Source organism: Actinoplanes sp. NPDC026670 (assembly GCF_040638175.1).
In the GTDB taxonomy this organism is placed as follows: domain Bacteria; phylum Actinomycetota; class Actinomycetes; order Mycobacteriales; family Micromonosporaceae; genus Actinoplanes.
This window is the reverse complement of the sequence record NZ_JBEZXU010000001.1, coordinates 302,699-327,064: the sequence shown is the minus strand read 5'-3', so window position 1 is coordinate 327,064 and position 24,366 is coordinate 302,699. Positions and strand designations below refer to the sequence as shown.

Annotated in this window: 20 protein-coding genes and 2 pseudogenes; 11 read left to right on the top strand and 11 right to left on the bottom strand. The window is 71.7% G+C overall.

Annotation, left to right across the window (positions count from 1 at the left end; genetic code table 11):
• The gene (locus AB0E94_RS01380) at positions 1–771 is read right to left on the bottom strand and encodes an SDR family oxidoreductase (protein ID WP_360320641.1); all 771 of its coding nucleotides are present in this window, start codon (positions 769–771) and stop codon (positions 1–3) included.
• Entirely contained in the window at positions 768–1,943 is a 1,176-nt protein-coding gene (locus AB0E94_RS01375; protein WP_360320638.1) for an acyl-CoA dehydrogenase family protein, read from the bottom strand. The genes AB0E94_RS01380 and AB0E94_RS01375 overlap by 4 nt, the downstream gene beginning before the upstream one ends.
• A 39-nt stretch (positions 1,944–1,982) precedes the next feature.
• Between AB0E94_RS01375 and AB0E94_RS01370 the strand changes: the two genes are divergently transcribed.
• The 6 genes and pseudogenes from AB0E94_RS01370 to AB0E94_RS01345 form a co-directional block, all read left to right on the top strand.
• Positions 1,983–3,476 carry a FadD3 family acyl-CoA ligase gene (locus AB0E94_RS01370; RefSeq protein WP_360320635.1) on the top strand — a complete coding sequence of 498 codons (1,494 nt, stop codon included), beginning with the start codon at positions 1,983–1,985 and terminating at the stop codon, positions 3,474–3,476.
• Entirely contained in the window at positions 3,473–4,309 is an 837-nt protein-coding gene (locus AB0E94_RS01365) for an enoyl-CoA hydratase (protein WP_360320632.1), read from the top strand. The genes AB0E94_RS01370 and AB0E94_RS01365 overlap by 4 nt, the downstream gene beginning before the upstream one ends.
• Positions 4,306–5,394, top strand: coding sequence for an acyl-CoA dehydrogenase family protein (locus AB0E94_RS01360; RefSeq protein WP_360320629.1), 1,089 nt, complete (start codon positions 4,306–4,308; stop codon positions 5,392–5,394). The genes AB0E94_RS01365 and AB0E94_RS01360 overlap by 4 nt, the downstream gene beginning before the upstream one ends.
• Complete coding sequence (locus tag AB0E94_RS01355; RefSeq protein WP_360320626.1) at positions 5,391–6,536, top strand: acyl-CoA dehydrogenase family protein; 1,146 nt, start codon at positions 5,391–5,393, stop codon at positions 6,534–6,536. Before AB0E94_RS01360 ends, AB0E94_RS01355 begins: the two co-directional genes overlap by 4 nt.
• Entirely contained in the window at positions 6,536–7,429 is an 894-nt protein-coding gene (locus AB0E94_RS01350) for an acyl-CoA dehydrogenase family protein (protein WP_360320623.1), read from the top strand. Before AB0E94_RS01355 ends, AB0E94_RS01350 begins: the two co-directional genes overlap by 1 nt.
• Before the next feature lie 18 nt (positions 7,430–7,447).
• Positions 7,448–8,698, top strand: a pseudogene (locus AB0E94_RS01345) (serine/threonine-protein kinase); the annotation flags it as partial.
• Between the two features lie 684 nt (positions 8,699–9,382).
• On the opposite strand, the gene AB0E94_RS01340 reads toward AB0E94_RS01345, so the two are convergent.
• The 5 genes from AB0E94_RS01340 to hsaA all read right to left on the bottom strand — a co-directional run bounded on the left by AB0E94_RS01340 (position 9,383) and on the right by hsaA (position 13,650).
• Positions 9,383–9,964 (bottom strand): Uma2 family endonuclease, encoded by a 582-nt coding sequence (locus tag AB0E94_RS01340; protein ID WP_360320620.1) that lies wholly within the window; start codon positions 9,962–9,964, stop codon positions 9,383–9,385.
• Between the two features lie 132 nt (positions 9,965–10,096).
• A complete protein-coding gene (gene hsaB / locus AB0E94_RS01335; RefSeq protein WP_360320617.1) occupies positions 10,097–10,645 on the bottom strand; it encodes a 3-hydroxy-9,10-secoandrosta-1,3,5(10)-triene-9,17-dione monooxygenase reductase subunit in 549 nt (182 codons plus the stop codon).
• Between the two features lie 14 nt (positions 10,646–10,659).
• The gene (gene hsaC, locus AB0E94_RS01330; RefSeq protein ID WP_360320614.1) at positions 10,660–11,568 is read right to left on the bottom strand and encodes an iron-dependent extradiol dioxygenase HsaC; all 909 of its coding nucleotides are present in this window, start codon (positions 11,566–11,568) and stop codon (positions 10,660–10,662) included.
• A gap of 65 nt (positions 11,569–11,633) precedes the next feature.
• On the bottom strand, positions 11,634–12,431 hold the full coding sequence (gene hsaD, locus AB0E94_RS01325; protein WP_360320611.1) for a 4,5:9,10-diseco-3-hydroxy-5,9,17-trioxoandrosta-1(10),2-diene-4-oate hydrolase: 798 nt from the start codon (positions 12,429–12,431) through the stop codon (positions 11,634–11,636).
• Between the two features lie 52 nt (positions 12,432–12,483).
• The gene (gene hsaA / locus AB0E94_RS01320; protein WP_360320608.1) at positions 12,484–13,650 is read right to left on the bottom strand and encodes a 3-hydroxy-9,10-secoandrosta-1,3,5(10)-triene-9,17-dione monooxygenase oxygenase subunit; all 1,167 of its coding nucleotides are present in this window, start codon (positions 13,648–13,650) and stop codon (positions 12,484–12,486) included.
• Positions 13,651–13,731: 81 nt separating this feature from the next.
• On the opposite strand from hsaA, the gene AB0E94_RS01315 reads away from it, so the two are divergent.
• From AB0E94_RS01315 to AB0E94_RS01305, 3 genes are all read left to right on the top strand, one after another.
• Positions 13,732–14,859 carry a Rieske 2Fe-2S domain-containing protein gene (locus tag AB0E94_RS01315; RefSeq protein ID WP_360320605.1) on the top strand — a complete coding sequence of 376 codons (1,128 nt, stop codon included), beginning with the start codon at positions 13,732–13,734 and terminating at the stop codon, positions 14,857–14,859.
• 152 nt (positions 14,860–15,011) lie between these two features.
• Positions 15,012–15,239, top strand: coding sequence for a hypothetical protein (locus tag AB0E94_RS01310; protein WP_360320836.1), 228 nt, complete (start codon positions 15,012–15,014; stop codon positions 15,237–15,239).
• Positions 15,239–16,243, top strand: a complete 1,005-nt coding sequence (locus AB0E94_RS01305; protein ID WP_360320602.1) for a ferredoxin--NADP reductase — start codon at positions 15,239–15,241, stop codon at positions 16,241–16,243. Before AB0E94_RS01310 ends, AB0E94_RS01305 begins: the two co-directional genes overlap by 1 nt.
• 70 nt (positions 16,244–16,313) lie before the next feature.
• On the opposite strand, the gene dmpG is transcribed toward AB0E94_RS01305, so the two are convergent.
• The 4 genes and pseudogenes from dmpG to AB0E94_RS01285 all read right to left on the bottom strand — a co-directional run.
• On the bottom strand, positions 16,314–17,318 hold the full coding sequence (gene dmpG, locus AB0E94_RS01300; RefSeq protein ID WP_360320599.1) for a 4-hydroxy-2-oxovalerate aldolase: 1,005 nt from the start codon (positions 17,316–17,318) through the stop codon (positions 16,314–16,316).
• Entirely contained in the window at positions 17,296–18,174 is an 879-nt protein-coding gene (locus tag AB0E94_RS01295; protein WP_360320596.1) for an acetaldehyde dehydrogenase (acetylating), read from the bottom strand. The genes dmpG and AB0E94_RS01295 overlap by 23 nt, the downstream gene beginning before the upstream one ends.
• On the bottom strand, positions 18,171–18,989 hold the full coding sequence (locus AB0E94_RS01290) for a 2-keto-4-pentenoate hydratase (RefSeq protein WP_360320593.1): 819 nt from the start codon (positions 18,987–18,989) through the stop codon (positions 18,171–18,173). The genes AB0E94_RS01295 and AB0E94_RS01290 overlap by 4 nt, the downstream gene beginning before the upstream one ends.
• 202 nt (positions 18,990–19,191) lie before the next feature.
• A pseudogene (locus AB0E94_RS01285) lies at positions 19,192–21,264 on the bottom strand (FAD-dependent oxidoreductase); the annotation flags it as partial.
• 52 nt (positions 21,265–21,316) lie between these two features.
• Here AB0E94_RS01285 and AB0E94_RS01280 point away from each other — a divergent pair.
• Both AB0E94_RS01280 and AB0E94_RS01275 read left to right on the top strand, forming a co-directional pair.
• The gene (locus tag AB0E94_RS01280) at positions 21,317–22,897 is read left to right on the top strand and encodes an FAD-dependent oxidoreductase (protein WP_360320590.1); all 1,581 of its coding nucleotides are present in this window, start codon (positions 21,317–21,319) and stop codon (positions 22,895–22,897) included.
• 148 nt (positions 22,898–23,045) lie between these two features.
• Entirely contained in the window at positions 23,046–24,356 is a 1,311-nt protein-coding gene (locus AB0E94_RS01275) for a hypothetical protein (RefSeq protein ID WP_360320587.1), read from the top strand.
• The last annotated feature ends 10 nt before the right edge of the window (positions 24,357–24,366 follow it).

Here is a 24,366-nt window from a genome sequence, read left to right as displayed (position 1 = left end):
TTACGGGTGCTGACTGCTCACCGAGATGACCTCGCCGGTCAGATAGGACGCGTAGTCACTCGCCAGGAAGGCCACCACGGTCGCCACCTCCCACGGCTCGGCGGCCCGGCCGAAGGCTTCCCGCTGCGCCAGCCCGTCGAGTTCGGCCTGGCTCATCACCTTCGCCAGGAACGGGTGCGCGGCCAGGCTCGGGGCGACCGCGTTGACCCGGATGCCGTGCGCCGCCACGTCCAGGGCGGTGCACCTGGTGAACGCCATGACTCCGGCCTTCGCCGCCGCGTAGTGCGCCTGCCCGGCCTGCGCGCGCCAGCCCAGCACCGAGGCGTTGTTGACGATCGCCCCGCCCCCGCCCTGCGCGATCATCTGGCGCAGCGCGGCCCGGGTGCACCGGAACGTGCCGGTCAGCGTGACGTCGAGGACCAGGTGCCACTCCTCGTCGTCGAGCTCGGTGACCGGCCGGTTCCCGCCCAGGCCGGCGTTGTTGACCAGGACGTCAAGCCGGCCGTACCGGGTGACGGCCCCGCCGATCAGCCGCCGGACCGCGGCCTCGTCGGTGACGTCGCACGGCACCGCCCACACCCGGCCCGGATACGCCGACGACAGCAGGTCACGGGTCTCACCGAGCCGCCGCTCGTGACTGTCGCCGAGCACCACCCGGGCGCCCTCGTCGAGACAGCGCCGCGCCACCGCAGACCCGATCCCGGCCCCGGCCGCCGCGGTGACCACGACGACCTTGCCGTTCAAGAGGCCACGGCCGGCGGGGCCGGTCATCCGCGGGCCTGGCGGGGCAGCCCGAGCACCCGTTCGGCGACGATGCCCCGCTGGATCTCGTTGGACCCGCCATAAATGGTGTCGGCCCGGCTGAACAGGAAATACGTCTGCCAGCGATCCACCGCCGCCGGATCGGCGTCACCCCGGGCCAGCACGTCCATGGCGAGGTCGCCGAGCCCCTGCCGCCACCGGGTCCAGAGCAGCTTGATCACCGAGGACGCGGCCGGCTGCGGGTCACGCAGCACCCGCAACGTGTGCGTACGCAGCACGGTCAGGTCGATCCAGGCCCTGGTCAGCCGCTCCCGCAGGGCCGGGTCAGCGGTCGCGCCGGTGCTGCGGGCGACCGCGACCAGGTCGTCCAGGTCACGCTGGAACCCGATCTGCTGGCCGACCGTGGCCGCGCCCCGCTCGTACGCGAGGGTGGCCATCGCGACCTTCCACCCCTGGCCGGGCTCGCCGACGACGAGGCCCGCCTCGGTGACCGCGTCGTCGAAGAACACCTCGTTGAACTCGCTGTCCCCGGTGAGCTGCCGGATCGGGCGCACCGTGATCCCCGGCTGCCGCATCGGCACGAGCAGGTAGGACAGTCCCGCCGAACGGGGTCCGCCGGCCGGGGCGGGCGCGGTCCGGGCGAGCACGAAACACCAGTCGGCGACGTGGGCCAGCGACGTCCACACCTTCTGCCCGGTGATCACCCACCGGTCGCCGTCGAGCCGGGCGCGGGTGGTGACCCCGGCCAGGTCGGAGCCGGCCCCGGGTTCGGAGTAGCCCTGGCACCACAGCTCCTCGACCGCGGCGAGCTTCGGCAGGAAGCGGCGCTGCTGTTCGGGCGTGCCCAGGTCGATCAGCGTCGGCCCGACCATGGTGGTGCCGATGTGGTCGACGCGGCTCGGTGCGCCGGCTCTCGCGTACTCCTCATGGAAGATGACCTGCTGGGCGAGGGACGCGCCGCGCCCACCGTGCGCCACCGGCCAGGCCAGCGTGCCCCAGCCGGCGGCGGCGAGCCGCCTGGTGAAGGCGAGCCGCTGCTCGAAGGCCTCGTTCTCCCGGCCGACCCCGCCGGTGCCGCGCACCTCGTCGGTGAGCTCGGCGGCCAGCCAGTCCCGGATCTCCCGGCGGAACGCATCGTCGTCGGTCACTGGCGTCGCCTCCCCGATCACGCGTAGGCTCACGCTACCGACCAAGCACTTGCTTGGTAAAGGGGAGGTCCGATGGAGACCGTTCCGGCAGTGGTGGCGCAGGCGGCGCGCGAGTTCGCCCGGGAGCCGGCGCTCGTCGATCCGCATCGGCGCAGGTGGAACTTCGCCGAGCTGCACGACGAGACGCAGACGGTGTCCCGCGCGCTCATCGCATCAGGCATCGAGCCCGGCGACCGGGTCGCGCTCTGGGCGCCCAACAGCGCCCGCTGGGTGCTGGCCGCGCTCGGCATCCTCGGCGCGGGCGCCACCCTGGTGCCGATCAACACCAGGTTCACCGGCGTCGAGGCGGCCGACATCATCACCCGCAGCGACGCGAAAGGCCTGATCGTCACCGGGCCGTTCCTCGGCACGGACCGGCTGGCGTCGCTGCCGGCGTCGGCGCTGCCGCCGTTCGTGCTGCCGCTGCCGCACTGGGACGCGTTCCTCGACCGGGCCGGCGAGACTGCCGCGGAGGCGGCTTCGGAACGAGCCTCGGCGGTACGCCCGGACGACCTCAGTGACATCCTCTTCACCTCCGGGACCACCGGGATCAGCAAGGGCGTGATGAGCGCGCACCGGCAGTCGCTGGGCGTGGCGCGGGCGTGGGCCGGCATCGGCGGGGTCGGCGTCAAGGACCGCTACCTGGTGATCAACCCGTTCTTCAACAGCTTCGGGCTCAAAGCCGGGCTGCTCGCGTGCCTGGCCGGCGGGGCGACGATCGTGCCGCAGGCGGTGTTCGACGTGCCGCGCGCTCTCGAGCTGATCGAGCACGAGCACATCACCGTGCTGCCCGGCCCGCCGACCCTCTACATCGGGCTGCTCGACCATCCGGGGCGGATCGGTCACGCGATCGGGTCGCTGCGGCTGGCCGTCACCGGGGCCGCGACCGTGCCGCCGGCGCTGATCGAGCGGATCCGGGCCGAGCTGGGGATCAGCACCGTGCTCACCGCGTACGGGCTGACCGAAGCCGTGGTCGCGACCATGTGCCGGCCCGGCGACGACACCCGGACCGTGGCGTTCACCAGCGGACGGGCCGCCGCCGGGTTCGAGGTGCGGATCGCCGAGAAGGACGGCGAGGTGCTGCTGCGCGGGCCGAACGTGATGCTCGGCTACCTCGACGACCCGGCGGCCACCGCGGCGGCGATCGACCCGGACGGCTGGCTGCACACCGGTGACGTGGGCACGCTCGACGAGAACGGGAACCTGACGATCACCGACCGGATCAAGGACATGTACATCTGCGGCGGCTTCAACGTGTACCCGGCCGAGGTGGAACGGGTGCTCGCCGGGCTGCCCGGGGTCGCCGAGGTGGCCGTGGTCGGGGTGCCCGACGAGCGGTTCGGCGAGGTCGGCCGGGCGTATGTGGTGGCCCGCCCCGGCCACGACCCGGCGCCGGACGCGGTGATCGCCTGGTGCCGTGAACGGCTCGCCGGCTACAAGACCCCCCGGTCCGTGGAGATCCGGGCCGAGCTGCCGCACAACGCGAGCGGCAAGGTCCTCAAATACCTGCTCCGGGAGAACTCATGAGCGACGAGGTGTTGTTCGAGCGGCGCGGGCCGGTCGCCGTCGTCACCATGAACCGGCCCCGCTACCGCAACGCGCAGAACTCGGCGATGACGTACGCGCTCGACGACGCCTTCACCAGGGCCGTCGACGACGACGAGGTGGCGGTGATCGTGCTGGCCGGGGCCGGCGACCACTTCTCCGCCGGGCACGACATCGGCACCCCGGAACGCGACGCCGACACGTCGTTCCCGCGCCGGGCGGTCACCTGGTGGGACCACACGTCCAAAACCGGGGCGGATCGGCGGTACGCCCGGGAGATGGAGGTCTACCTGGGCATGTGCCGGCGCTGGCGGGAGATCCCGAAACCGTCGGTGGCCATGGTGCAGGGCGCGTGCGTGGCCGGTGGGCTGATGCTCGCGTGGGTGTGCGACCTGATCGTGGCGGCCGAGGACGCGTTCTTCGCCGACCCGGTGCTGCGGATGGGGATCCCCGGCGTCGAGTATTTCGCCCACCCCTGGGTGCTCGGGCCGCGGTTCGCGCGGGAGGTGCTGTTCACCGGGGATCGTTTCGGGGCGCGCCGGGCGTACGAGATAGGGATGGTCAACCGCATCGTGCCGCGCGCCGCGCTGGAGACCGAGACCCTCGCGCTGGCCGCGCGGATCGCCGAGATGCCGCCGTTCGGGCTGGCGCTCGCGAAACGCGCGGTCAACCTGTGTGAGGACCAGATGGGCCTGCGCTCCGGAATGGACGCGGTGTTCGGGCTGCATCATGTGGCGCACTCGCACAACGCCGAGGTCAGCGCGGATCCGCTGGCCGGGCTGGATGCGAAGGCGATGAAGAAGGCCGCCGGATGAACCTCGACCTCGATCCGGAGGCGATCGGATTCCGGGATTCGGTACGGGCCTGGCTGGCCGTCAACGTTCCCGGTTCCGCGCTGCCCGCGCCGGACACCGCGGCCGGGAGTGTCGCGCACCGGGCGTGGGAGGCGCGGCTCGCGGAGGCCGGGCTGGCCGCCGTGTCGTGGCCCGTCGAATACGGTGGGCGAGCCGCTCCGCCGCTGCACGCGCTGCTGTTCGACGAGGAGTACCACGCGGCCGGAGCACCCGTGCGGATCGGGCAGAACGGGCTGTTCCTGCTGGCCCCGACGCTGCTCGCGCACGGGACGCCGGAGCAGTGCGCGCGGATCCTGCCGCCGATGGCACGTGGTGAGCAGGTGTGGGCGCAGGCCTGGTCGGAACCGGGCGCGGGCAGTGATCTCGCGGCCATCCGGTCCCGGGCGCAGGCGGTCGACGGCGGGTGGGTGCTGTCCGGGCAGAAGACCTGGAGTTCCCGGGCGGTCGTCGCGGACCGGGCGTTCGGGTTGTTCCGCAGTTCGGCCGGGGAACGGCATCGCGGCCTCACCTATCTGATGTTCGACCTGCGGGCGCCCGGCGTGACGGTCCGGCCGATCCGGCAGCTCGACGGGACGGCCGGGTTCGCCGAGATCTTCCTCGACGACGTGTTCGTGCCCGGCGACGACGTGATCGGGACGCCCGGTGACGGCTGGCGGGTGGCGATGAGCACGGCCGGGCACGAGCGGGGGCTGACGCTGCGCGGGCCGGGACGCTTCACGGCCGCGGCCGATCGCCTGGCCGCCCTCGCCGTGCACGGTGACCTCGGCGGCCGGGTCGCCGACGCGTGGATCGGGGCGCGGGCCTACCGGATGGCGGCCTACGCCTCGCTTGACGAACCCGTCGCGCCCAGCGCCACCAAACTGTTCTGGTCTCAGCTCGACGTCGCCCTGCACGAGACCGCGCTCGACGTGCTCGGCCCCTACGCGGAGATCGACCCGGACTGGACCGGCGGATACCTGTTCTCGCTGGCCGGGCCGATCTATGCCGGAACCAGCGAGATCCAGCGCGACATCCTCGGCCACCGCGAACTCGGCCTCCCCCGATGAGGCTCACCCCGTCCGACGAGCAGCGCCGGTTCGCCGAGGTGCTGGACACCCTGCTGACCAGGGCGGACGTTCCGGCGGTGGCGGCGGCCTGGGCGGACGGCGACACCGCTCCGGGCCGCGACCTGTGGTCGTCGCTCAGCGACGCCGGAGTGACCGGCCTGCTCGTCCCGGAACGGTTCGGCGGCCTCGAAGCCGGCATCGACGACCTGGTCATCGTCTGCGAGGTGCTCGGCCGGCACGCCGTTCCCGGACCGGTCGCCGAATCCGTCGCCGCCGCCCCGACCCTGCTCGCCTCCGGCCGCTGGCTTCCGGAACTCGCCGACGGCCGGATCCTCGCCTCGGTGGCTGCGCCACCATTGCTGCCCTTTGCCGCCGACGGCGATGTGGCCGATCTCCTCCTGCTCACCGATCACCATGCGGTACGGGTGGGAAGCGCCGTGAAGATCCACCGTTCCCTGGACGCGGCCCGGCGGCTGGCCGAGATCGCCCCGGGCGAGGAGGTCGAATCCGGCGCCCCGGTCCAGCGGGCGCTCGACCTCGGGACGCTCGCCTGCGCCGCCCAGCTCCTCGGCGCCGGCAACGCCCTGCTCGCGATGGCCGTCGGCTACGCCAGGACCCGCACCCAGTTCGGCCGCCCGATCGGCGCGTTTCAGGCGGTCCGCCACCAGCTGGCCGACGTGGCGGTGGCGCTGACGTTCGCCCGCCCGCTGCTCTACGCGGCCGCCGTGGCCCTGACCTCTGCGGGCGGGGGCACGCCGTCGCGCCTCACCAGCGCGGCCCGGGACGTGTCGGCGGCGAAGGTCGCCTGCGGGGAGGCGGCACTGCTCGCGGCACGGACGGCGCTCCAGGTGCACGGGGCGATCGGGTACACGCGGGAACACGGGCTCGGGCGCTACCTCACCCGGGTGCGGGCGCTGCACCTGTCCTGGGGCACCGCCGACTGGCACCGCCGCCGGCTGCTCACCGAACTCACCGGGGCGGAGCTCGGCGGAATCGGGAACGGGGTGGGCGGTGACCAACCGCCTCCGCCCGGAAGTCGCCTCGCGGTCCGGCGCCGGGACGGTGTCGCGGTGTCACCACGGGACGGGCAGGGTTCGGCGGGGCCGGGTGTGGAGCGTACCGAAGAGGAAGGTTTTGAATGATGTTCGAAGAGCGGGCGGCGTTGCGGGCGGCGGTGCGTGGGCTGCTCGGCGGGCAGATCGCGGCGGATGGCCTGTGGCCGCGGCTGTGCAAGGAGATCGGCGTCGCCGGGCTGACCGTGCCCGAGGAGTACGGCGGTTCCGGCGCTACGCTCGGTGAGGCCGCGGTCGTGCTGGAGGAGCTCGGGCGGGTGCTGAGCCCGGCGCCGATGCTGGGAACCGTGCTGGCCGTGCACGCGCTGCTCGAATTCGGCGACGAGGACGCCCGTGCCCGGTTGCTGCCGGCGATCTGCTCCGGTGAACGGACCGTGACCGCCGCCTGGGCGGGATGCGTGTTCCCGGCCGACACCGTGCTGGTCGTGCGGGACGGCGCCCTGTTCGAGATCGACGGTGAGATCGAGGTCACCGAATCGCTGGACCTGACCCGGGCGACGAGCAGGTTGCGCTCCCAGCAGACTCCGGAACTGCGGGACATCGCCTGCGCCGCGCTCTCCGCCGAGCAGCTCGGCACCGCCGAACGTGCCCTCGAACTTACCGTCGCCTATGTTCAGGAGCGCCACCAGTTCGGGCGGCCGATCGGGTCGTTCCAGGTGCTCCAGCATCGGCTCGCCGAAGCCTACGTGCGGGTCCAGGCCGCCCGGTCGGCCTCGGAAGCAGCCGTGCAGGCGGTCGCCGACGGTTCCGCCGACGCCTCGCTGCTCGCCGCCGCCGCGAAGGTGACCTGCTCGGAGACGTTGCGGGCGGTCGCCGCCGAGATGGTGCAGATGCACGGCGGCATCGCGATAACCTGGGAACACGACGCCCACCGATTCCTGCGGCGGGCCTGGGTGACCGCGCAGATGTACGGTTCGCCGGAATCCCATGTCGCGCGACTCACCCCCACACTGCTGTCCTGACCCGACTAGCATGATCCGGTGCTATCACCGGGAGACGTGCTCAACGGCCGCTATCGGCTGACCCAGCGAATCGCCGCCGGTGGCATGGGTGAGGTGTGGCGCGGCAACGACCTGCTGCTACAACGCGACATCGCGGTGAAGGTGCTGCTCCCGGCGCTTATGTCCGACTCGGACTTCATCACCCGGTTCCGTTCCGAGGCCCGGATGATGGCGGCGCTGCGGCACCCCGGGATCGTGCAGGTCTACGACTACGGCGAGAACGCGCAGGTCGGCGCGCACCGGCTGGACTTCCTGGTGATGGAGTTCATCGACGGCACGCCACTGTCGGCGAAGATCCAGCAGGCCGGCCGGCTCTCCCCCGCCGAGACGATGGCCGCGGTCGCGCAGGTCGCCGACGCGCTTCAGGCCGCCCACGACGCCGGCATCATTCACCGCGACGTCAAACCCAGCAATCTTCTGGTACGGCCGGCCGGCGCCATCGTCCTCGTCGACTTCGGGGTCGCCCGGTCCACCGGGATCACCGGTCTCACCGGCACCAACGTGGTCCTGGGCAGCGCACACTACATGGCGCCGGAACAGGCTGAGGGCCGCCCGGTCACGGCGGCCACGGACATGTATGCGGTCGGCGCCGTGGCGTTCAGTTGCCTCACCGGGCGGCCGCCCTATGTGGGGGACAATCCGCTCGCCGTTCTCGCCCAGCTGGTGCACGGTCAGCCGCCGGTCCTGCCGCCGGATGTGCCGCCCGCCGTGGCGGCGGTGGTCATGCGGGCGCTGGCCAAGGATCCGGGCCGGCGGTTTCCCAGCGCTTCGGCGTTGGCTTCGGCGGCGCTCGCGGCGGCGGCGGCGCCCTCCCGGCCGGCGCCCCCTGCCGGCGCTGGTTTCCCTGCCGGCGCTGCCTTTCCGCCTGGTATCGGCTCTCCCCCTGGTGCCGGCTTTCCGCCTGGTGCCGGCCTTCCGGCTGGTGCCGGCCTTCCGGCTGGGTCACCGAATGGCCGGATTCCGACGCAGCGGCCCGCCGGCACCGGCGGTTTCCCGGCGGCGGGGCAGCCCTCGAACGGATCAGGTTTCACGCCGGGCACCGCATCTGTCGGGGCCGCATCTGTCGGGGCCGCGGCCGTCGGCGGCGCGCCCAGGAGCGGAATCGGATCAGGGGCCACCTTCGGCGGCACGCCCGGCAGCGGGATCGCGGCTGGGGCGATGTTCGACGAAACGCCTGGACACGGGTCCGGCGGCACCACGACGGGTGGGGTGACCGGGCCGGGCGCGACGGTTTCGCGGCGGCGGCGCAATGTCACCGTGGCGCTCGCGGCGGCAGCCGTGGTGGCGCTGCTCTCCGGTATCGGGATCATCCTCAACAGTGGGCCGGACAACCCGAACCAGGCGATCGAGCCGCAGGATGCCGGCGGGCAACAGGTCCAGTTGGATGGCCCGAGCGACAAGCCGCGCGGCCAGACGACCGGCCGTCCGAAGTCGTCCCCGAAGGCCGGCTCCACCACACGCGCGGCCGAGGACCCGGCAACCGAGCCGGCCGCCACCGGCCAGCCGACCGCCACCGCGACGACCGACCCGGAGGAGACCACCGACCCCGGGTCCACCGAGCCGGCGACGAACCCCTACGACGACCCGGTCGGCCTCTGCGGCGACGGCTACCAGGTGATCGACTCGAAGAAGCTGGAGACGGGCGCCGGGGTGCTGCGCGGCACGATCTACCTGCTCTATCAGGCGGAAGGCGGGATGAACTGCGTGGTCACCATCAAAGCCAACACGCTGGACAAGAAGACCGCGATGTCCGCCGGACTGGAAGTGAAAGGCGGCTCACCGGTCGCCGACAAGGGCAGCTTCCAGTATTACGCCGGACCGGTCAGCGCCGAGGCCGCGGGCAAGTGCGTGCGATGGGGCGGAACGATCGGCGGGCTGGTCTTCGAGAGCGGCTTTTCACACTGCAACTGAGCATCACATGCGCTCGATCTCGGTGAGGTCGATGTCGATCGGGAACGGCACCGTGACCAGCACCCGGTCGTGGAAGATGCCCAGCGCCACGTAAGCGGCGGTTTCCGGGTCACGCTGATACGCGTGAACAACCGGCTTGCCCTCGACCGCCTCGACCCGCCAGAAGAACGGAATGCCGGCCTCGGCGTAGAGCTGCGGCTTGCGGGAGCGATCACGGAACTCGGACTCGGGGGACACGACCTCGATGGCGAGCACGACGGCGTCAGCCGGATACCACGTGGCCGACAGACTCGCCTCAGCATCAGCGCGCACGACGACCACGTCGGGCTCCGGCCTCTGTTTCCGGCCCAGAACCACTGACATGTCACGCCGGACCAGGAACTCCGGTCGCGGCGCCGACGAACGCAGAGAATGAGTCAGCAGGTCGAGCATCAACGAGTGAAACGCCTTCTGCGGACTCACCAGAACGAGACTTCCGTCGATGAGCTCAGTGTGCGGCGGAAGATCGGGGATCCGATCCAGGTCATCGGCGGTAAATCCCTCCGCGGGTGGGCGGTTCCACTCGATCGCTGACTCAGCGCTCACGGAACGGCCTCCCTCACGGACGATTGCTCGTTCCCGCAGCCTACCCACGCAGACACCTCCCCAGCGGCGATCGACCCCGGCGGGCCTTGCATGAGACTATAGGCCTTGGGAAAGTTGTCGTCTATCCAGGTGTCACATCCAGTCGGTGTGGCGGGGCCAGGACAGGAGGGTGTCGACGACCTCCGGTGGTTCGTAGGGTGAGGTCGGGGTCGTCGTGGTGTACCGGCTGCGATGGAAGAGCAGCGGTGTCACGTCGCGGCACGGCCCGAGCGTGGTCACCAGGCCGGTGACGATGGCGTGATCGCCGCCCGGATGGACCGCCTCGACCAGGCAGTCCGCCCAGGTCAGGACGCCGTCCAGGACGGGTGCCCCGGACGGCGCCGGCGCCCAGCCTAGGGCGGCGAACCGGTCCGCGCCGCGGGTGCCGAAGAGCCGTGAGACGTCGCGCTGGTCGGCGGCCAGGATGTTGACGCAGAAGATCCCGGACGCCCGGATCCGGCGCCAGGTGTCCGAGCCGCTCTGCGGGCAGAAGAGCACCAGCGGCGGGTCGAGCGAGAGCGGCGCGAACGCCTGGCACGCGAAGCCGGCGGGCCCGTCGGCGTCGGCCGTGGTGATGACGGTGACGCCGGTTCCGAAGTGGCCGAAGACCCTCCGGAAACCGGCGGCCGGCGACACCGGCACGGACGGGTGGGTGGTCAATGCCCGCCGCCGGCGAAGAACCGGTGGCCCCAGACGCTGTGTGCGGTGGTCTGGCGGGCGACCCACGTCTCGTCGTCGACGGTGAGGCCGCCGTAGCCGTACTCGATGTCGAATCCGCTCGGGGTCCGGACGTAGAAGGAGACCATCTCGTCGTTGGCGTGCCGGCCCAGGCTCGAGATCATCGGGGCCTTGTTGCGGGCGCAACGGTCGATGGCCCGGCCGACGTCGTCGAGGGTCTCGGTTTCGATCATCAGGTGTACGAGTCCGGTCGGCGCCGGAATCGGGGCGAGAGCGACACTGTGGTGCCGGGGGCCGCAGCCGAGGAACCGCATCCACAGGGGTTTGTCGCTGGGCGGCAGCCCGAGGTGTTCGGGGACGAGGCGCATCGAGTCGCGCAGCCGGAACCCGAGGACCTCGCCCCAGAACCGCAGCGACGCGACGTCGTCGCGGGCCGGCAGGACGACGTGGCCCATGCCCTGGCCGCCGGTGACGAACCGGGTGCCGTACGAGCTGAGCGACGGCCGGCTGTCGAGGGCGGCGCCGCAGAAGAATTCGAGGCGGTTGCCGGCCGGGTCGTCGACGCTGATCAGGTGGGAGACCCGGCGGTCGGCGAGTTCGTCGGCGCCGGCCGGTTTGACGGCGATGCCGGCTTCGTCGAGGACGCCGACGAGCCGGGTGAGCGCGGCCGGGTCGGCGAGCTCCCAGCCGGACGCGGCGAGCCTGTCGCGTTCGCCGGGCACCACCACGATGCGCGCCGGCAGCTCGTCCATGCGCAGGTAGACGGCCTGCGGGTCGGGGCCGCGGCCCTCGGTCATGCCGAGCACCTTGACGCCGAAGTCACGCCAGGCGGGCAGGTCGGTGGCTTCGACGCGCAGGTAGCCGAGGGATCGGATGAGGTTGCTCACGGGCGGTGTCCCCTCTCACAGAACCAGAAGTCGGGGCGGGCGCGATAGACGAGATGAAGAGCAGGTCAGGGGGTGAGGAAATCGATGGCAAGTCGATTGAATTCGTCGAATTTCTCCAGGTGGGCCCAGTGGCCGCAGCCTCCGAAAACGTGCAGGCGGGCGTTCCGCAGGACCTTGAGGGCGACCAGGGCGCCGTCGAGCGGGTTGACCCGGTCCTCACGGCCCCAGACGAGCAGGGTCTCGTGGCGCAGCCGGTGGGCTTCGCGCCAGAGCAGCCCTTCCTCGGCTGTCTCCGGGTTGCTGAAGGAGGCGCCCATCTCGCGCATGGCGCGCATCGCCGCCGGGTCGACAGCGGCCCGGAAACGTTCCTCGATCAGATCGTCAGAGATCAAGGACGGATCGAAGACGAGGGTACGGAGAAAGGCCGCCAACCTTTCACGACTGGGGTTCCGCCCGAACGCGCCGAGGCGTTTGACCCCTTCGGTCGGGTCGGCGGAGAAGACGTTCAGTGACAGTCCGCCGGGTCCCATGAGGAGGAGCCGGCGGGCGCGCCCGGGGTGCATCAGAGCAAACCGGACTGCGGTTCCGCCGCCGAGCGAGTTCCCGATCAGGTCGACCCGGTCGATGCCGAGTTTGTCGAGGAGCGCGGCCAGTTCGGTGGCGGCGTGGGTGAAGTACTGCCCGGTGATCGGGTCACCCAGCGACCCGCCGTATCCGGGCTGGTCGACCGCGAGGATGTCGAAGTGCCCGGCGAGCGCGGGGATCGTGCGGCCGAAATTGCTCATGGCCGACGCCCCCGGTCCGCCCCCGTGCAGCAGGACCACGGGTGATCCGGCGCCCTCGCGGTGGAAAGCCAGCGTCATTCGTCTCCTCCTCGGCCATACCCTTGCTTCGCTGCGGTGCGGTCGGTCATCGCTAGACCATCGCGTCGTTGAGGGGCAGGCCGAACTCGCCTCGGCCGTACATGGAGAGGGCTCGTTCCGGGTCGTTGATCGCGTGCACCCGGCCGGAGTGGGCGTCGCGCCAGAAACGCTGGATCGGGGTGCCGATCGCGAGCGCCCGGCCGCCGGAGTTCTCGAAGAGGCGGTCGACGGCACGGATCGCCAGGGCGGTCCCGCGGACCTGGTCGCGGCGGACCCGCAGCCGCAGCGGCATTGGCAGCTTGGTGCCGGCGGTGGTGAGTTCCATGAGCTCGCGCATGTTGGCCTGCACGGCGTACCAGGCGGAGTCGATGTCGGCCGCGGCCTCGGCGACGCGGACCTGCGAGTGCGGGTCCTCGGCCGCTTTGACTCCGGCGTATGCGGCCCGGACCCGGTCGCGGGTGTAGTCGACGTGGGCCCGGTAGGCGCCGGTCGCCATGCCGATGATCGGGGTGGTGATCGCGTAGGTGAAGATCGAGGCGTAGGGGATGCGGTAAAGCGGTCCCGGGTTCTGCTCCTGGCCGGGGCAGACACAGCGGGCGGTGTCGTTGAAGCTGAGCGCGCGATACGCCGGGACGAAGGCGTTGTCGACGACGATGTCGTTGCTGCCGGTGCCACGCAGTCCGACGGTGTGCCAGACGTCCTCAATCGTGTAATCCGAGGCCGGCAGCAGGAAGGTGCAGAAGTCTGCGGGTGTGCCGTCGTCGCCCGGCGGGACGATGCCGCCGAGCAGCACCCAGGTGGCGTGGTCGCAGCCGGAGGAGAAACTCCAGCGGCCGTTGACCCGGTATCCGCCGTCGACCCGGGTGATCTTCCCGGTCGGCGCGTAGGACGAGGACATCCGGGTGCCGGGGTCGGCGCCCCAGACGTCCTGCTGGGCCCGGTCCGGGAAAAGCCCCAGCTGCCAGTTGTGCACCCCGATGACCGAGGCGACCCAGCCGGTCGACCCGCAGGCCGAGGCGATGTCGCGGACCGCGGTCAGGAAGTCGAGCGGGTGCGCCTCGTGGCCGCCGAACCGGGCGGGTTGCAGGAGGCGGAAGAAGCCGGTCTCGGCGAGGGCTTTGACCGTTTCCGGGGCGAGCGCGCGCCGATCCTCGGTCTCCTGAGCACGCTCTCGCAGAACAGGTAACAGTTCTTGAACTCCGGCGAGGACCGCTTCCATGTGATCCCTCCAGGCTGGTTGGCCGCGTGTCGAGCGACCCCTATACTAGAACACGTTCTACCTAGGGACCAGGAGTGGGACATGAGCATCAGCCAGCAACCGCGCACCATCGATGCCGGGAGACCGCCGGCGAGGTTCGCCCGGGGGTGGCACTGCCTGGGGCTCGCCGACACGTTCCGCGACGGGCAGCCGCACGCGATCCAGGCGTTCGGCACGAAGCTCGTGGTGTTCGCCGATTCCCAGGGCCGGATCAGCGTGCTCGACGGCTACTGCCGGCACATGGGTGGCGACCTCACCCAGGGCACGATCAAGGGCGACACGATCGCCTGCCCGTTCCACGATTGGCGGTGGAACGGGGAGGGCCGCTGTGTCGAGGTGCCCTACGCGCACCGGATCCCGATGCGCGCACGGACCCGGTCGTGGACGACCTGTGAACAGAACAGGCAGTTGTTCGTCTGGAACGATCCACAGGGCAACCCGCCGCCGCCCGAGGTGGCGATCCCGCGGATCGAGGGCGCCTTCTCCGACGAGTGGAGCGACTGGACCTGGGATTCGGTGCTCATCGAGGGCGCCAACTGCCGGGAGATCATCGACAACGTCGTCGACATGGCGCACTTCTTCTACATCCACTTCGCCTTCCCGACGTTCTTCAAGAACGTGATGGAGGGGCACGTGGCGGCGCAGTTCCTGGAGACCCGGCCGCGGCCGGACGTGCCGGCCTCGGCCAGCCAGTCCGGTGACGCAACACTGCGGTCGGAGGCGGCCTACTACGGACCGGCCTACATGATCGATTACCTGTACAACGACTGGCACGGCATCAACATCGAGTCGGTGCTGATCAACTGCCACTACCCGGTCACCCCGGATTCGTTCGTCCTCCAGTGGGGCCTGTCCATGAAACGGCTGCCGGGGCTCAGCACCGAGCAGGCGGCCAAGGCGGCGGCCAAGTTCGCCAAGGGCATCGGCGTCGGGTTCCTCCAGGATGTGGAGATCTGGAAGAACAAGTCGCGCATCGACAACCCGCTGCTGTGCGCCGAGGACGGGCCGGTCTACCAGCTCCGCCGGTGGTATGAGCAGTTCTACGTCGACGTCGAGGACATCACCGACGACATGGTGGCGCGCTACGAGTTCGAGGTGGACACCACGCGGGCGGTCGAGACGTGGGAGGCCGAGGTCGCCGCCAACCAGGCCCGGGCCGCCGCCTCATGACGGCCATCGGCCACCGGGTCACCGGTCACAACGCCGCCGGAAGCACCGATCAGCAACCAGCCCTCACCGCCGGCGACAAGCGGCAGCCGGCCCCCGCCGACAGCGACGGCCGGGGCCTCGTCCAACCGGACCGGGACGAGCGGCAGGAGTATCTGGCCGGTGGGCTCGCCGAGGTGCGGTGTGAGGCCTGCGGGCTTCCGGTCCGGGCCGGGAAACGCAGCGCGATGCAGACGAGCGTGCAGTGGTCCGGGCCGGCGTGCGACCGGCTCGCCGAGGCGGCGGCCACCGCCGGACGTCCGCCCGCGCTCGTCCCCACCTGCCCGGAGCTGCGGGCAAGCATCGACCGGGCGGTTCGCGAGGGTCGTCTGGAGGTGAGCTGATGCCGCATTTCCGCCCTGTCCGGATCGCCGCGGTGATCCCGGAGACCGCGGACGCCTGTTCCCTGGTGCTCGACACCACCTTCGACTACCGGCCTGGCCAGTACCTGACGGTTCGGACCCCGGCCGGGCCACGCTGCTACTCGCTGTCCAGCGCGCCGGGCGTCGACGACCTGCCCGTGGTGACCGTGAAACGGGTGCCCGGCGGCCAGGTCTCGAACTGGATCTGTGACCACGTCCGCGCCGGCGACACCCTCGACATGGCGGGCCCGTCCGGGGCTTTCACGCCTGATTCGTTCGACGACGACCTGCTGTTCCTGGCGGCGGGTTCGGGCATCACGCCGATCATGGGAATCGTCAAGGCGCTGCGTGGCGATCCGGTTCTCGTCTACGCCAACCGGGACGCGGAGTCGATCATCTTCGGGGCGCGGCTCGACGGCCTGCTACCGGTCATCCACTGGCTGGACAGCGAGCGGGGCATTCCGACTGCCGACTCCCTGAAAGAGCTGCTCCTGCCCTACACCGAGAGGGAGGCCTTCGTCTGCGGGCCGGAGGCGTTCGTCGCGGTCGCCGAGAAGGCGCTGCAATCGGCGGGCGTGCCGGCCTCCCGCATCCGGATCGAACGATTCGAGGCGGACCAGTCCGCGACGAACCGGTCCGGGCCGGGACAGTTCGGCACGGGACAGTTCGAGGCGGAGCCCGCGGGCGCTCAGGCCGAGCCGACGGGCGGGCCGGCGGCGGTCGCTGAGGTGGCGATCGACGGGCAGACCCACGTGCTGCCGTGGGCGCCGGGCAAGCGGCTCCTCGACGTGATCATCGACGCGGGTCTCAATCCGCCGTATTCGTGCCGGCAGGGTCAATGCGGAGCGTGCGCGGTCCGGGTGGTGAGCGGTGAGGTCACCCTGGTCAACAACGAGATCCTCGAGGAGGAGGACTTCGCGGAGGGCTACATCCTGGCCTGCCAGGCGCTTCCGGTGACCGACTCGGTTTCGGTCACCTACTACTGACAGTGACCAGAACCCGGTGCGTACACACGATCCGGGTGGGGTGGCCCGTCCACCGGGACACCCCACCGGCTCAGCGCGCGGACAACTCCCGGGCGATCGTGATCAGCTGGTCCTCCTGGCCGCCGACGAGCCGCCGCTCCCCCGCCTTGACCAGGATCTCCGCGCCGGACACGCCGTACCGTTCGGCCTGCGTGTAGGCGTGCATGAGGAAACTGGAGTAGACCCCGGCGTACCCCATGATCAGAGCCATCCGGTCGAGTTTGCACTCGTCGGCCATCGCCGGGCGCACCACGTCCTCGGCCGCGTCGACGATCTTGAAGAAGTCCACGCCGGTCCGGATGCCCAGCTTGTCGCAGACACCGACGAACGCCTCGACGGGCGTGTTCCCGGCGCCGGCCCCGAACCTGCGGGTGCTGCCGTCGATCTGCCGGGCCCCGGCCCGATAGGCCAGGATCGAGTTGGCCACCCCGAGCCCCAGGTTCTCGTGCCCGTGGAAGCCGACCTGCGCGTCCGCACCGAGTTCGGCGACGAGCGCGGCGACCCGGTCACCGACCTGGTCGAGCACGAGCGCCCCCGCCGAGTCGACCACGTAAACACATTCGCAGCCGGCGTCCGCCATGATCCGGGCCTGTTCGGCGAGCCGTTCCGGCGGGATCGAATGCGCCATCATCAGGAAGCCGACCGTCTCCAGGCCCAGGTCACGGGCGATCCCGAAATGCTGGACGGCGATGTCGGCCTCAGTGCAGTGGGTGGCGATCCGGCAGACCGTGGCGCCGTTCCCGGCCGCGGCCCGGATGTCGTCGAGCACCCCCACACCGGGCAGCATCAGGAAGGCGATCTTCGCGCGGGTGGCGGCACCGACCGCCGCGCTGATCAGCTCCTGCTCCGGGGTGTGACTGAACCCGTAGGTGAACGACGACCCACCCAGCCCGTCGCCGTGGGTGACCTCGATGACCGGCACACCCGCGTCGTCGAGGGCGGCCACGATCGCGGTCACCTCACCGACGGTGAACTGGTGCCGTTTGGCGTGCGACCCGTCTCGCAACGACGAGTCAGTGATCCTGAGGTCGAGCAAGTTCCTCACCCACCCTGGTAGCCGCAGCGGTCATGATGTCCAGATTCCCCGCGTAGGCCGGCATGAAGTCGCCCGCGCCCTCGACCTCGATGAAGATCCCCACCCGTACCCGGTCACCGACCGTGTCGAACTGTGGCTCGTCCAGCAGCCGATAGCCCGGCACGTAGGTCGCGACGGCCGACACCAGGTCCACGACGGACTTGGTGATCGCGGCCTGGTCGGCGTCCGGCGACACCGCGCAGAAGATCGTGTCCCGCATGATCAGCGGCGGCTCGGCCGGGTTCAGCACGATGATCGCCTTGCCCCGCGCCGCTCCCCCGATCGTCTCCAGCCCGCGGCTCGTCGTCCGGGTGAACTCGTCGATGTTCGCCCTGGTCCCCGGCCCGGCCGAGCGGGACGCGACGGTGGCCACGATCTCCGCGTAGTGGACCGGCGTCACCCGTGACACCGCGTGCACCATCGGGATCGTCGCCTGCCCGCCACAGGTGATCAGGTTCAGGTTCGGCGCGTCCCGGTGCCCGCCGAGGTTCACCTCGGGCACCACGGCCGGCCCGACCGCCGCCGGCGTCAGATCGATCGCCCGGATCCCGGCCTCCGCGTAGCGCGGCGCGTTCGCCCGGTGCACACCCGCCGACGTCGCCTCGAATACCAGGTCAGGCAGCGGATCCTGACTCAGCAACCAGTCCACCCCGGCGCTGCTGACGGCCAGCCCGGCGTCCGCCGCCCGCCGCAGCCCGGCGCTCTCCGGGTCGATGCCGACCATCCATCGAGGCTCGATCACCGGCGACCGGAGCAGTTTGTACATCAGATCCGTCCCGATGTTCCCGGACCCGACGATCGCCGCGCTCAACGTCATTCCCGACCCCTTCCTTCCGCAGCGGCTTCGGTTTCCCGGTCGCCGAATGCCAATCGGACTTCGCCGAGACCGGTGAATTCGGCCCGGAATTCATCACCCGGCCGCGCATCGACGGCCCGCGCGCACGCCCCCGGCAGAATCAGGTGGCCCGCTTTCAACCGGACCCCGAACTTCGCGACGGTCCGCGCCAGCCACGCGACCGCGGTCACCGGATTTCCGAGCACGGCATCCGACCGCCCGGCCGCCACCTGCTCATTCCCACGCCACAAAACCGCGGCGATGCCGCGAGGATCAATTTCCTTCGGCGGTACGCGCTGAGCGCCCACCACGAATCCGGCGGAGGAGGCGTTGTCCGCGATCGTGTCGGGCAGACTGATCCGCCAGTCGGCGATCCGGCTGTCGATCAGCTCAATGGACGGTGCGAATGCGGCCGTGGCGGCGAGAACATCGTCCTCGGTGCATTCTTCACCGGGCAGATCGTCGCCGAGCAGAAACGCTACTTCGATCTCCACCCGCGGATAGCAGAACCGTTCCGCGTCGACGGCCGCGTCCTCGGAGAGCCGCATATCGGCCAGCAGGTGCCCGTAGTCGGGCTCGTCCACCCCCATCATCTCCTGCATGGCCTTCGACGAGAGCCCCACCTTGTGCCCGACGATCGGTGCGCTGCGCCGCCGGATGTTGTGCAACTGAATCGCATAGGCGTCGTCGGCGGTGAGCCCCGGAAAATCCGAGACCAGCGGCGCAATCGGCGCCCGATCCCGCTCCGCGTCGCGAAGCCGGTCCGCCAGAATCCCGAGTTCAGTCTCGTCGATCATCGTTCTCTCCCGACTCTGGAATCAAAGCGGCGGCGACACCGGAAGCCGCGGGCACGGTGGGGGTGGGTGCCGCCGACCCGGCAGGCGCGGTGGCGTCGGAGGCCGCAGGCATGGTGGTGGCAGGGGCCGCCGGCTCGGTGGGCACGGCAGTGGTGGAGGCCGACGGCGCGGCGGGCGCGGGGACGCCCTCGGCGGGTGCGGTCGCGGCGTGGCGGCCTGCGCGTCGGCCGGAGAACACACAGTCGGCCAGCGAGAGTCCACTGACGTAGGAGCCGGAACAAATCCCGACGGCCGTGCGCCCGGCCGCGTAGAGCCCGGCGATCGACGTGCCGTCCGGGCGCAGCACCTGACCGCTCTCCTCGTCGACGGTCAGGCCGCCGAGGGTGAGCATCGGTGCCGGGGACGCCCGCAACGACACGTCGATGGCCGAGAACGGCCCGTTGACCAGTCCTCGAACAAACTCCACAGGCTTACCGACGACATCCCGCCCCACCCGAGCGTCGTCAGCGGCGGGGCCGTCGTTGCCGCCGACGACGCGATCGGCGGCGACGCGATCGGCGGCGGCACGGTCGGCGGCGGCACGGTCGGCGGCGGCACGGTCGGCGGCGGCACGGTCGGGGGAGTTCGCGGCGTTGGCGGCGCCGGCGTTGGCGGCGTTGGCGGCCGCGGCGTTGTTCGCGGTCACGGTCTCGGTCAGGTTGGTCTCGTCGATTCCGGTTCGGCGGGCGAGTTCGGCGAGGGTCGGCGCTGAGACCCGGCGGGCGGTGAACAACCACCGGCTCTGCCAGCGTTGGAACCACAGCGTCTGCGAGGGAAGCTGCCGCCGGGCCGCACGGAGCAGATCCGCGTCGACGAGCAGCCACGCCCTCCCGCCGGGGCAGGCCCGGATCGCGTCGCCGATGGCCGCGCCGTAACGGGACTCGTCGAAGACCCGCCGTCCGTTCCGGTCCACGAGAACCCCACCGAGCAGCGCGGACGGCGGCGTGAGGAACCGCCAGATCGTGACCCGGTCGAGAAACCTGGTGCCCGCGCCGGCCGAGGTACCGAGCCGGATCCCGGATCCGTCATCCCCCGGAGTGCCCAGCCGCAGCCCGCGGTAGGTGGGCGCGTGCTCCCGCATCATCGTCCGGTCGAAGACGAAACCCCCGGCCGCGAGCACCACCGCGTCGGCCCGGATCGGTAGCTCCCGCCCATATCGCCGTTCGATCCAGGCGACGCCCCGATGCAGCACCCGCCCGAGGCCCGGCACATACATCCCGGGCTTGACCGACCAGCGGTGCAGCCACCGGTGCGCGCCCCTCGCCAGTCCCGGCGCGTCGCGCAGTGTCCGGCAGACCACCCCGGTCACCGCCGGCTGGTCGTCAGCGCTGCCTTCGACGCGCTGAGTCAGCGGTGACGACGAGCCGGAGGGACTGGCGGACGCGGGACCGGGCGAACCCGGAACGGTGGGTGCGGGGGAATCTGGAACCGCGGGTGCGGGGGAACCTGGAACCACGGGTGCGGGGGAACCTGGAACCACGGGTGCGGGCGAACCTGGAACCACGGGTGCGGGCGAACCTGGAACCACGGGTGCGGGGGAACCTGGAGCCGCGGGTGCGGGCTGGTTCTCCGGGGAGGGGGCGGGAATCGCGCCGTTGCCCGGTTCCTCCGCGCGAGGGTCGTGGTGCTCGGGACGGGCCGGCTCGGCGGGAACCGCGTGGTGCGTTTGGGGCGCGGTGGGCGTACCGGCGGAGGGGTTTGCCGAGAACAGAAGCGAAACGGCTTGGGATTGCGGGAGGAAACGGACTCGTCGCGCTGCGGCGGCCGCCGCCAGGCGGGCGTGGAGGGTGCCGCCGGAGGTGCCGGGGGCGCGGGTCCGGTGCCCGCGCGGGGCCGGGTCCGGGTAGGCGTGTTCGCTGCCCGACTGGTAGAGGTAGTGGCGGTCGGTCGGGTAGGACGTCTTGTACGGGCACAGGCTCGCATCGAACGGCACGCCCCGGTCCTCGAGCCAGGCCAGCATGTCCGCGGATTCGTCGCAGAAGCGGCGCAGGGTGGCCGGGGCGACGGCGTCGCGGACCTCGTGGCGGAGGTATTCGTACATGGCGTCGGGGGTGTCGGTGACGCCCGCGGCGCGCTGCTGGCGGGTGCCACCGCCGGCGTAGACGATGCCGCCGGAGATGGCGGTGGCGCCGCCGCCGGTGAAGCGGTCGATCACCAGCACGTCGGCGCCGGATTCGGCAGCCTCGATGGCCGCGCAGACACCGGCCGCGCCCGAGCCCACCACCACGACGTACATGCGGGCCTCCGGGAGAATGGCGTCGGCGACCGGATAACTATAACCTGTTCTAGTGTTGCGCGAAGAGGAATTCGACGTCGTCGTGGTGGGCAGCGGCGCGGCCGGGATGACCGCCGCGCTCACCGCCGCACACCATGGGCTCAGCGTTGTCGTCATGGACGGCGCCGAGGTGTACGGCGGCTCGACCGCCCGGTCCGGCGGAGGCCTGTGGCTGCCCGGCCCGGAGGCGAGCACGTACCTGAAACACGTTGCAGGTGACGAGGTGCCCGCCGCCCGACGGGACGCGCTGCTGGAGCACGGGCCGGACGTGCTGGCCTTCGTCACCGCGCACACGCCGCTGGAGTTCGCCCGGGTGCCGGGCTACCCGGACTATCACCCGGAGGCGCCGGGCGGGCTGGCCGAGGGCCGCACCCTGGAGCCGCGCCCACTGGATGTCCGCCTGGTCGCCGAGGACGTCGGCGCGCTCGCCCCGCCGTACCGGGCCGCGCCGAACGGGATGGCGGTGACCGCCGTCGACTATCGCTGGCTGTCGCTCGGGCTGCGGCATCCACGGTCGGCGCTGACCGCGATCAAGCTGGCCGCCGGGCGGTTCCGGGGGCGGCGGCTCACCATGGGGCAGGCGCTGGCGGCGGGGCTGCGGGCCGGGTTGCGGTCGGCGGGGGTTCCGGTGCGATTGGGTACGCCGATGACCGCCCTGCACGTGTCCGGCGGCCGGGTCACCGGTGTCGAGACCCCCGACGGCGTGCTGCGGGCCCGGCGTGGGGTGGTGCTGGCGTGCGGCGGGTTCGACCACAACGAGCGGATGCGCCGGGAGCATCAGGACCTGAGCACCGCGTGGACCGTCGGCGCGGCCGGGAACACCGGGCTCGGCATCGAGGAGGGGCAGCGGCTCGGGGCGGCCCTGGACCTGATGGACGAGGCCTGGTGGGGACCGTCGCTGCCGCTGACCGGCGGGGCCTACTTCTGCCTGGCCGAGCGCAACCTGCCGGGCAGCCTGGTCGTCGACGGGACCGGGCGGCGGTTCGTGAACGAGGCGGCGCCGTACGTCGACGTGGTCCACACCATGCTGGGGCGCACCGGCTCCGGCCCGCATCTGCCGGCCTGGCTGGTGACCGACCGGTCGTACCGGGACCGGTATCTGTTCGCCGGGCGGGCGCCGCGGGCCCCACTGCCGAGGCGCTGGTTCGACGCCGGGATCGCCCACCGGGCGGACACCCTCGACGAGCTGGCCGGGCGGATCGGGGTGCCGGCCGACGCGCTGCGGGCGACCGTGGAGCGGTTCAACGGGTTCGCGTCGAGCGGGCGGGACGAGGATTTCGGGCGGGGCGATTCGGCGTACGACAGGTACTACGGCGATCCGCGGCAACGGCCGAACCCCTGCCTGGGCGCCCTGGCACGGCCGCCGTTCCTGGCGTTCTCGCTGGTGCCCGGTGATCTGGGGACCAAGGGCGGGCTGCGCACCGACGAGCGGGCCCGGGTGCTGCGCGAGGACGGGTCCCCGGTGCCCGGTCTGTACGCGGCCGGCAACACGAGTGCCTCGGTGATGGGCCGTGGCTACGCGGGCGCCGGCGCCACCCTGGGCCCGGCGATGACGTTCGGCTACCTGGCGGCCCGGGACCTCGCGGCAGTCTGAGCCCGCCGGCCGTCGCTCAGAGCGCTCATCCGAGCGGCATTCCCGCCGTCAGCGACGGCTGACGGTCTCCGAGGGTGTGGACGCGGTTCCCTACCGTGGCGGTGTCGCCGTATCGTGGCCGTCCCACATGGAGCAACCGGGGGTGTGCGTGCCGACCCAACTCGCGCCTGCAAGACGACTGGCGCCACCCGAGAGTGGTGGCCGCCGGCTGTCGACGCCGCGGCTCTACTGGCTGGTCGCGGCCGGGCTGGTGGTGCTGGCTCTGGCCACCGGCGCCGCCGCGCTGGCCGACGTGCGGGAGCGGTCCGCGCTGCTCACCGACGTCTCCGAGGTGAAGGCGCCGATCAGTGTCGACGCGCAGACGCTGTACCGGTCGCTGGCCGACGCCGACGCCACCGCCGCGACCGCGTTCCTGTCGACCGGTGGCGAGTCGGCCGGCCTGCGCGCGCGCTATCTCGACGACATCGCGCAGGCCAGTTCGGCGCTGACGATCGCGCTGCGGGACGCCGACGACGACGAGACGGCCCGGCTGCGGGTGGTGGCCGCTCAGCTGCCGGTCTACACCGGCCTGATCGAGACGGCCCGGTCCAACCAGCGTCTCGGGGTGCCGCTGGGCGGGGCCTACCTGCGGGAGGCGTCGGGGCTGATGCAGCAGACGATCCTCCCGGCCGCCGCGGGGGTCTTCGACAGCACCCAGCGACGGCTGGTCGGCGAGCAGGAGGGGGCCGACGGTCTCCCCTGGCTGACCGCGTTCTTCGGGGTTCTGCTGGCCGGGGCGCTGCTCGCGGCGCAGGTGCTGGTGGCCCGCCGGAGCCGGCGCACGTTCAACCTGGGGCTGGCCGGGGCGAGCGGGATCACCGCCCTGGCGCTGCTCTGGTCGCTGGTCGCGCTCGGCGCCTCGACCGGACGGCTGGAGACCGGGCCCGGCAGCCCGGCCGAGCAGGTGTCGGTGCTGGCCAACTCGGGCCGGGCGGCGTTGCAGGCGCGGGCCAACGAGTCGCTGACGCTCGTCGCCCGCGGTGGCGGGGCCGGGTTCGAGACGCAGTTCGTGGCCAAGATGGACGAGCTGATCGGGGTGGACGGCAAGGGCGGGCTGCTCGCGACGGCGCTGGCCCAGGCCGAGGACGACGACCGGGCGTTCATCGAGCAGGCCCGCACCGAGGCCGACCAGTGGCGCACGCTGCACCTCCAGGTGCGGGCGGCGGACAACGGCGGCGACTGGAACAAGGCCGTCGAGCTGGCGACAGCGCCCGGTGACCAGGCGCTTCCGGCGGTGTTCGCCCGGCTGGACAGGGCGCTCACCGGCGCGCTGGCCGCCGGCAATCAGCAGGTGGACGCACAGGCCGAGAGTGCGGAGGGCGCACTGACCGGCTTGACGGCCGGGTTCGTGCTGCTCACGGCCGGCCTGATCGTCACTGTCGGGCTCGGGTTCCGGCCGCGGATCGGGGAGTACCGATGAAGGCCGCGGA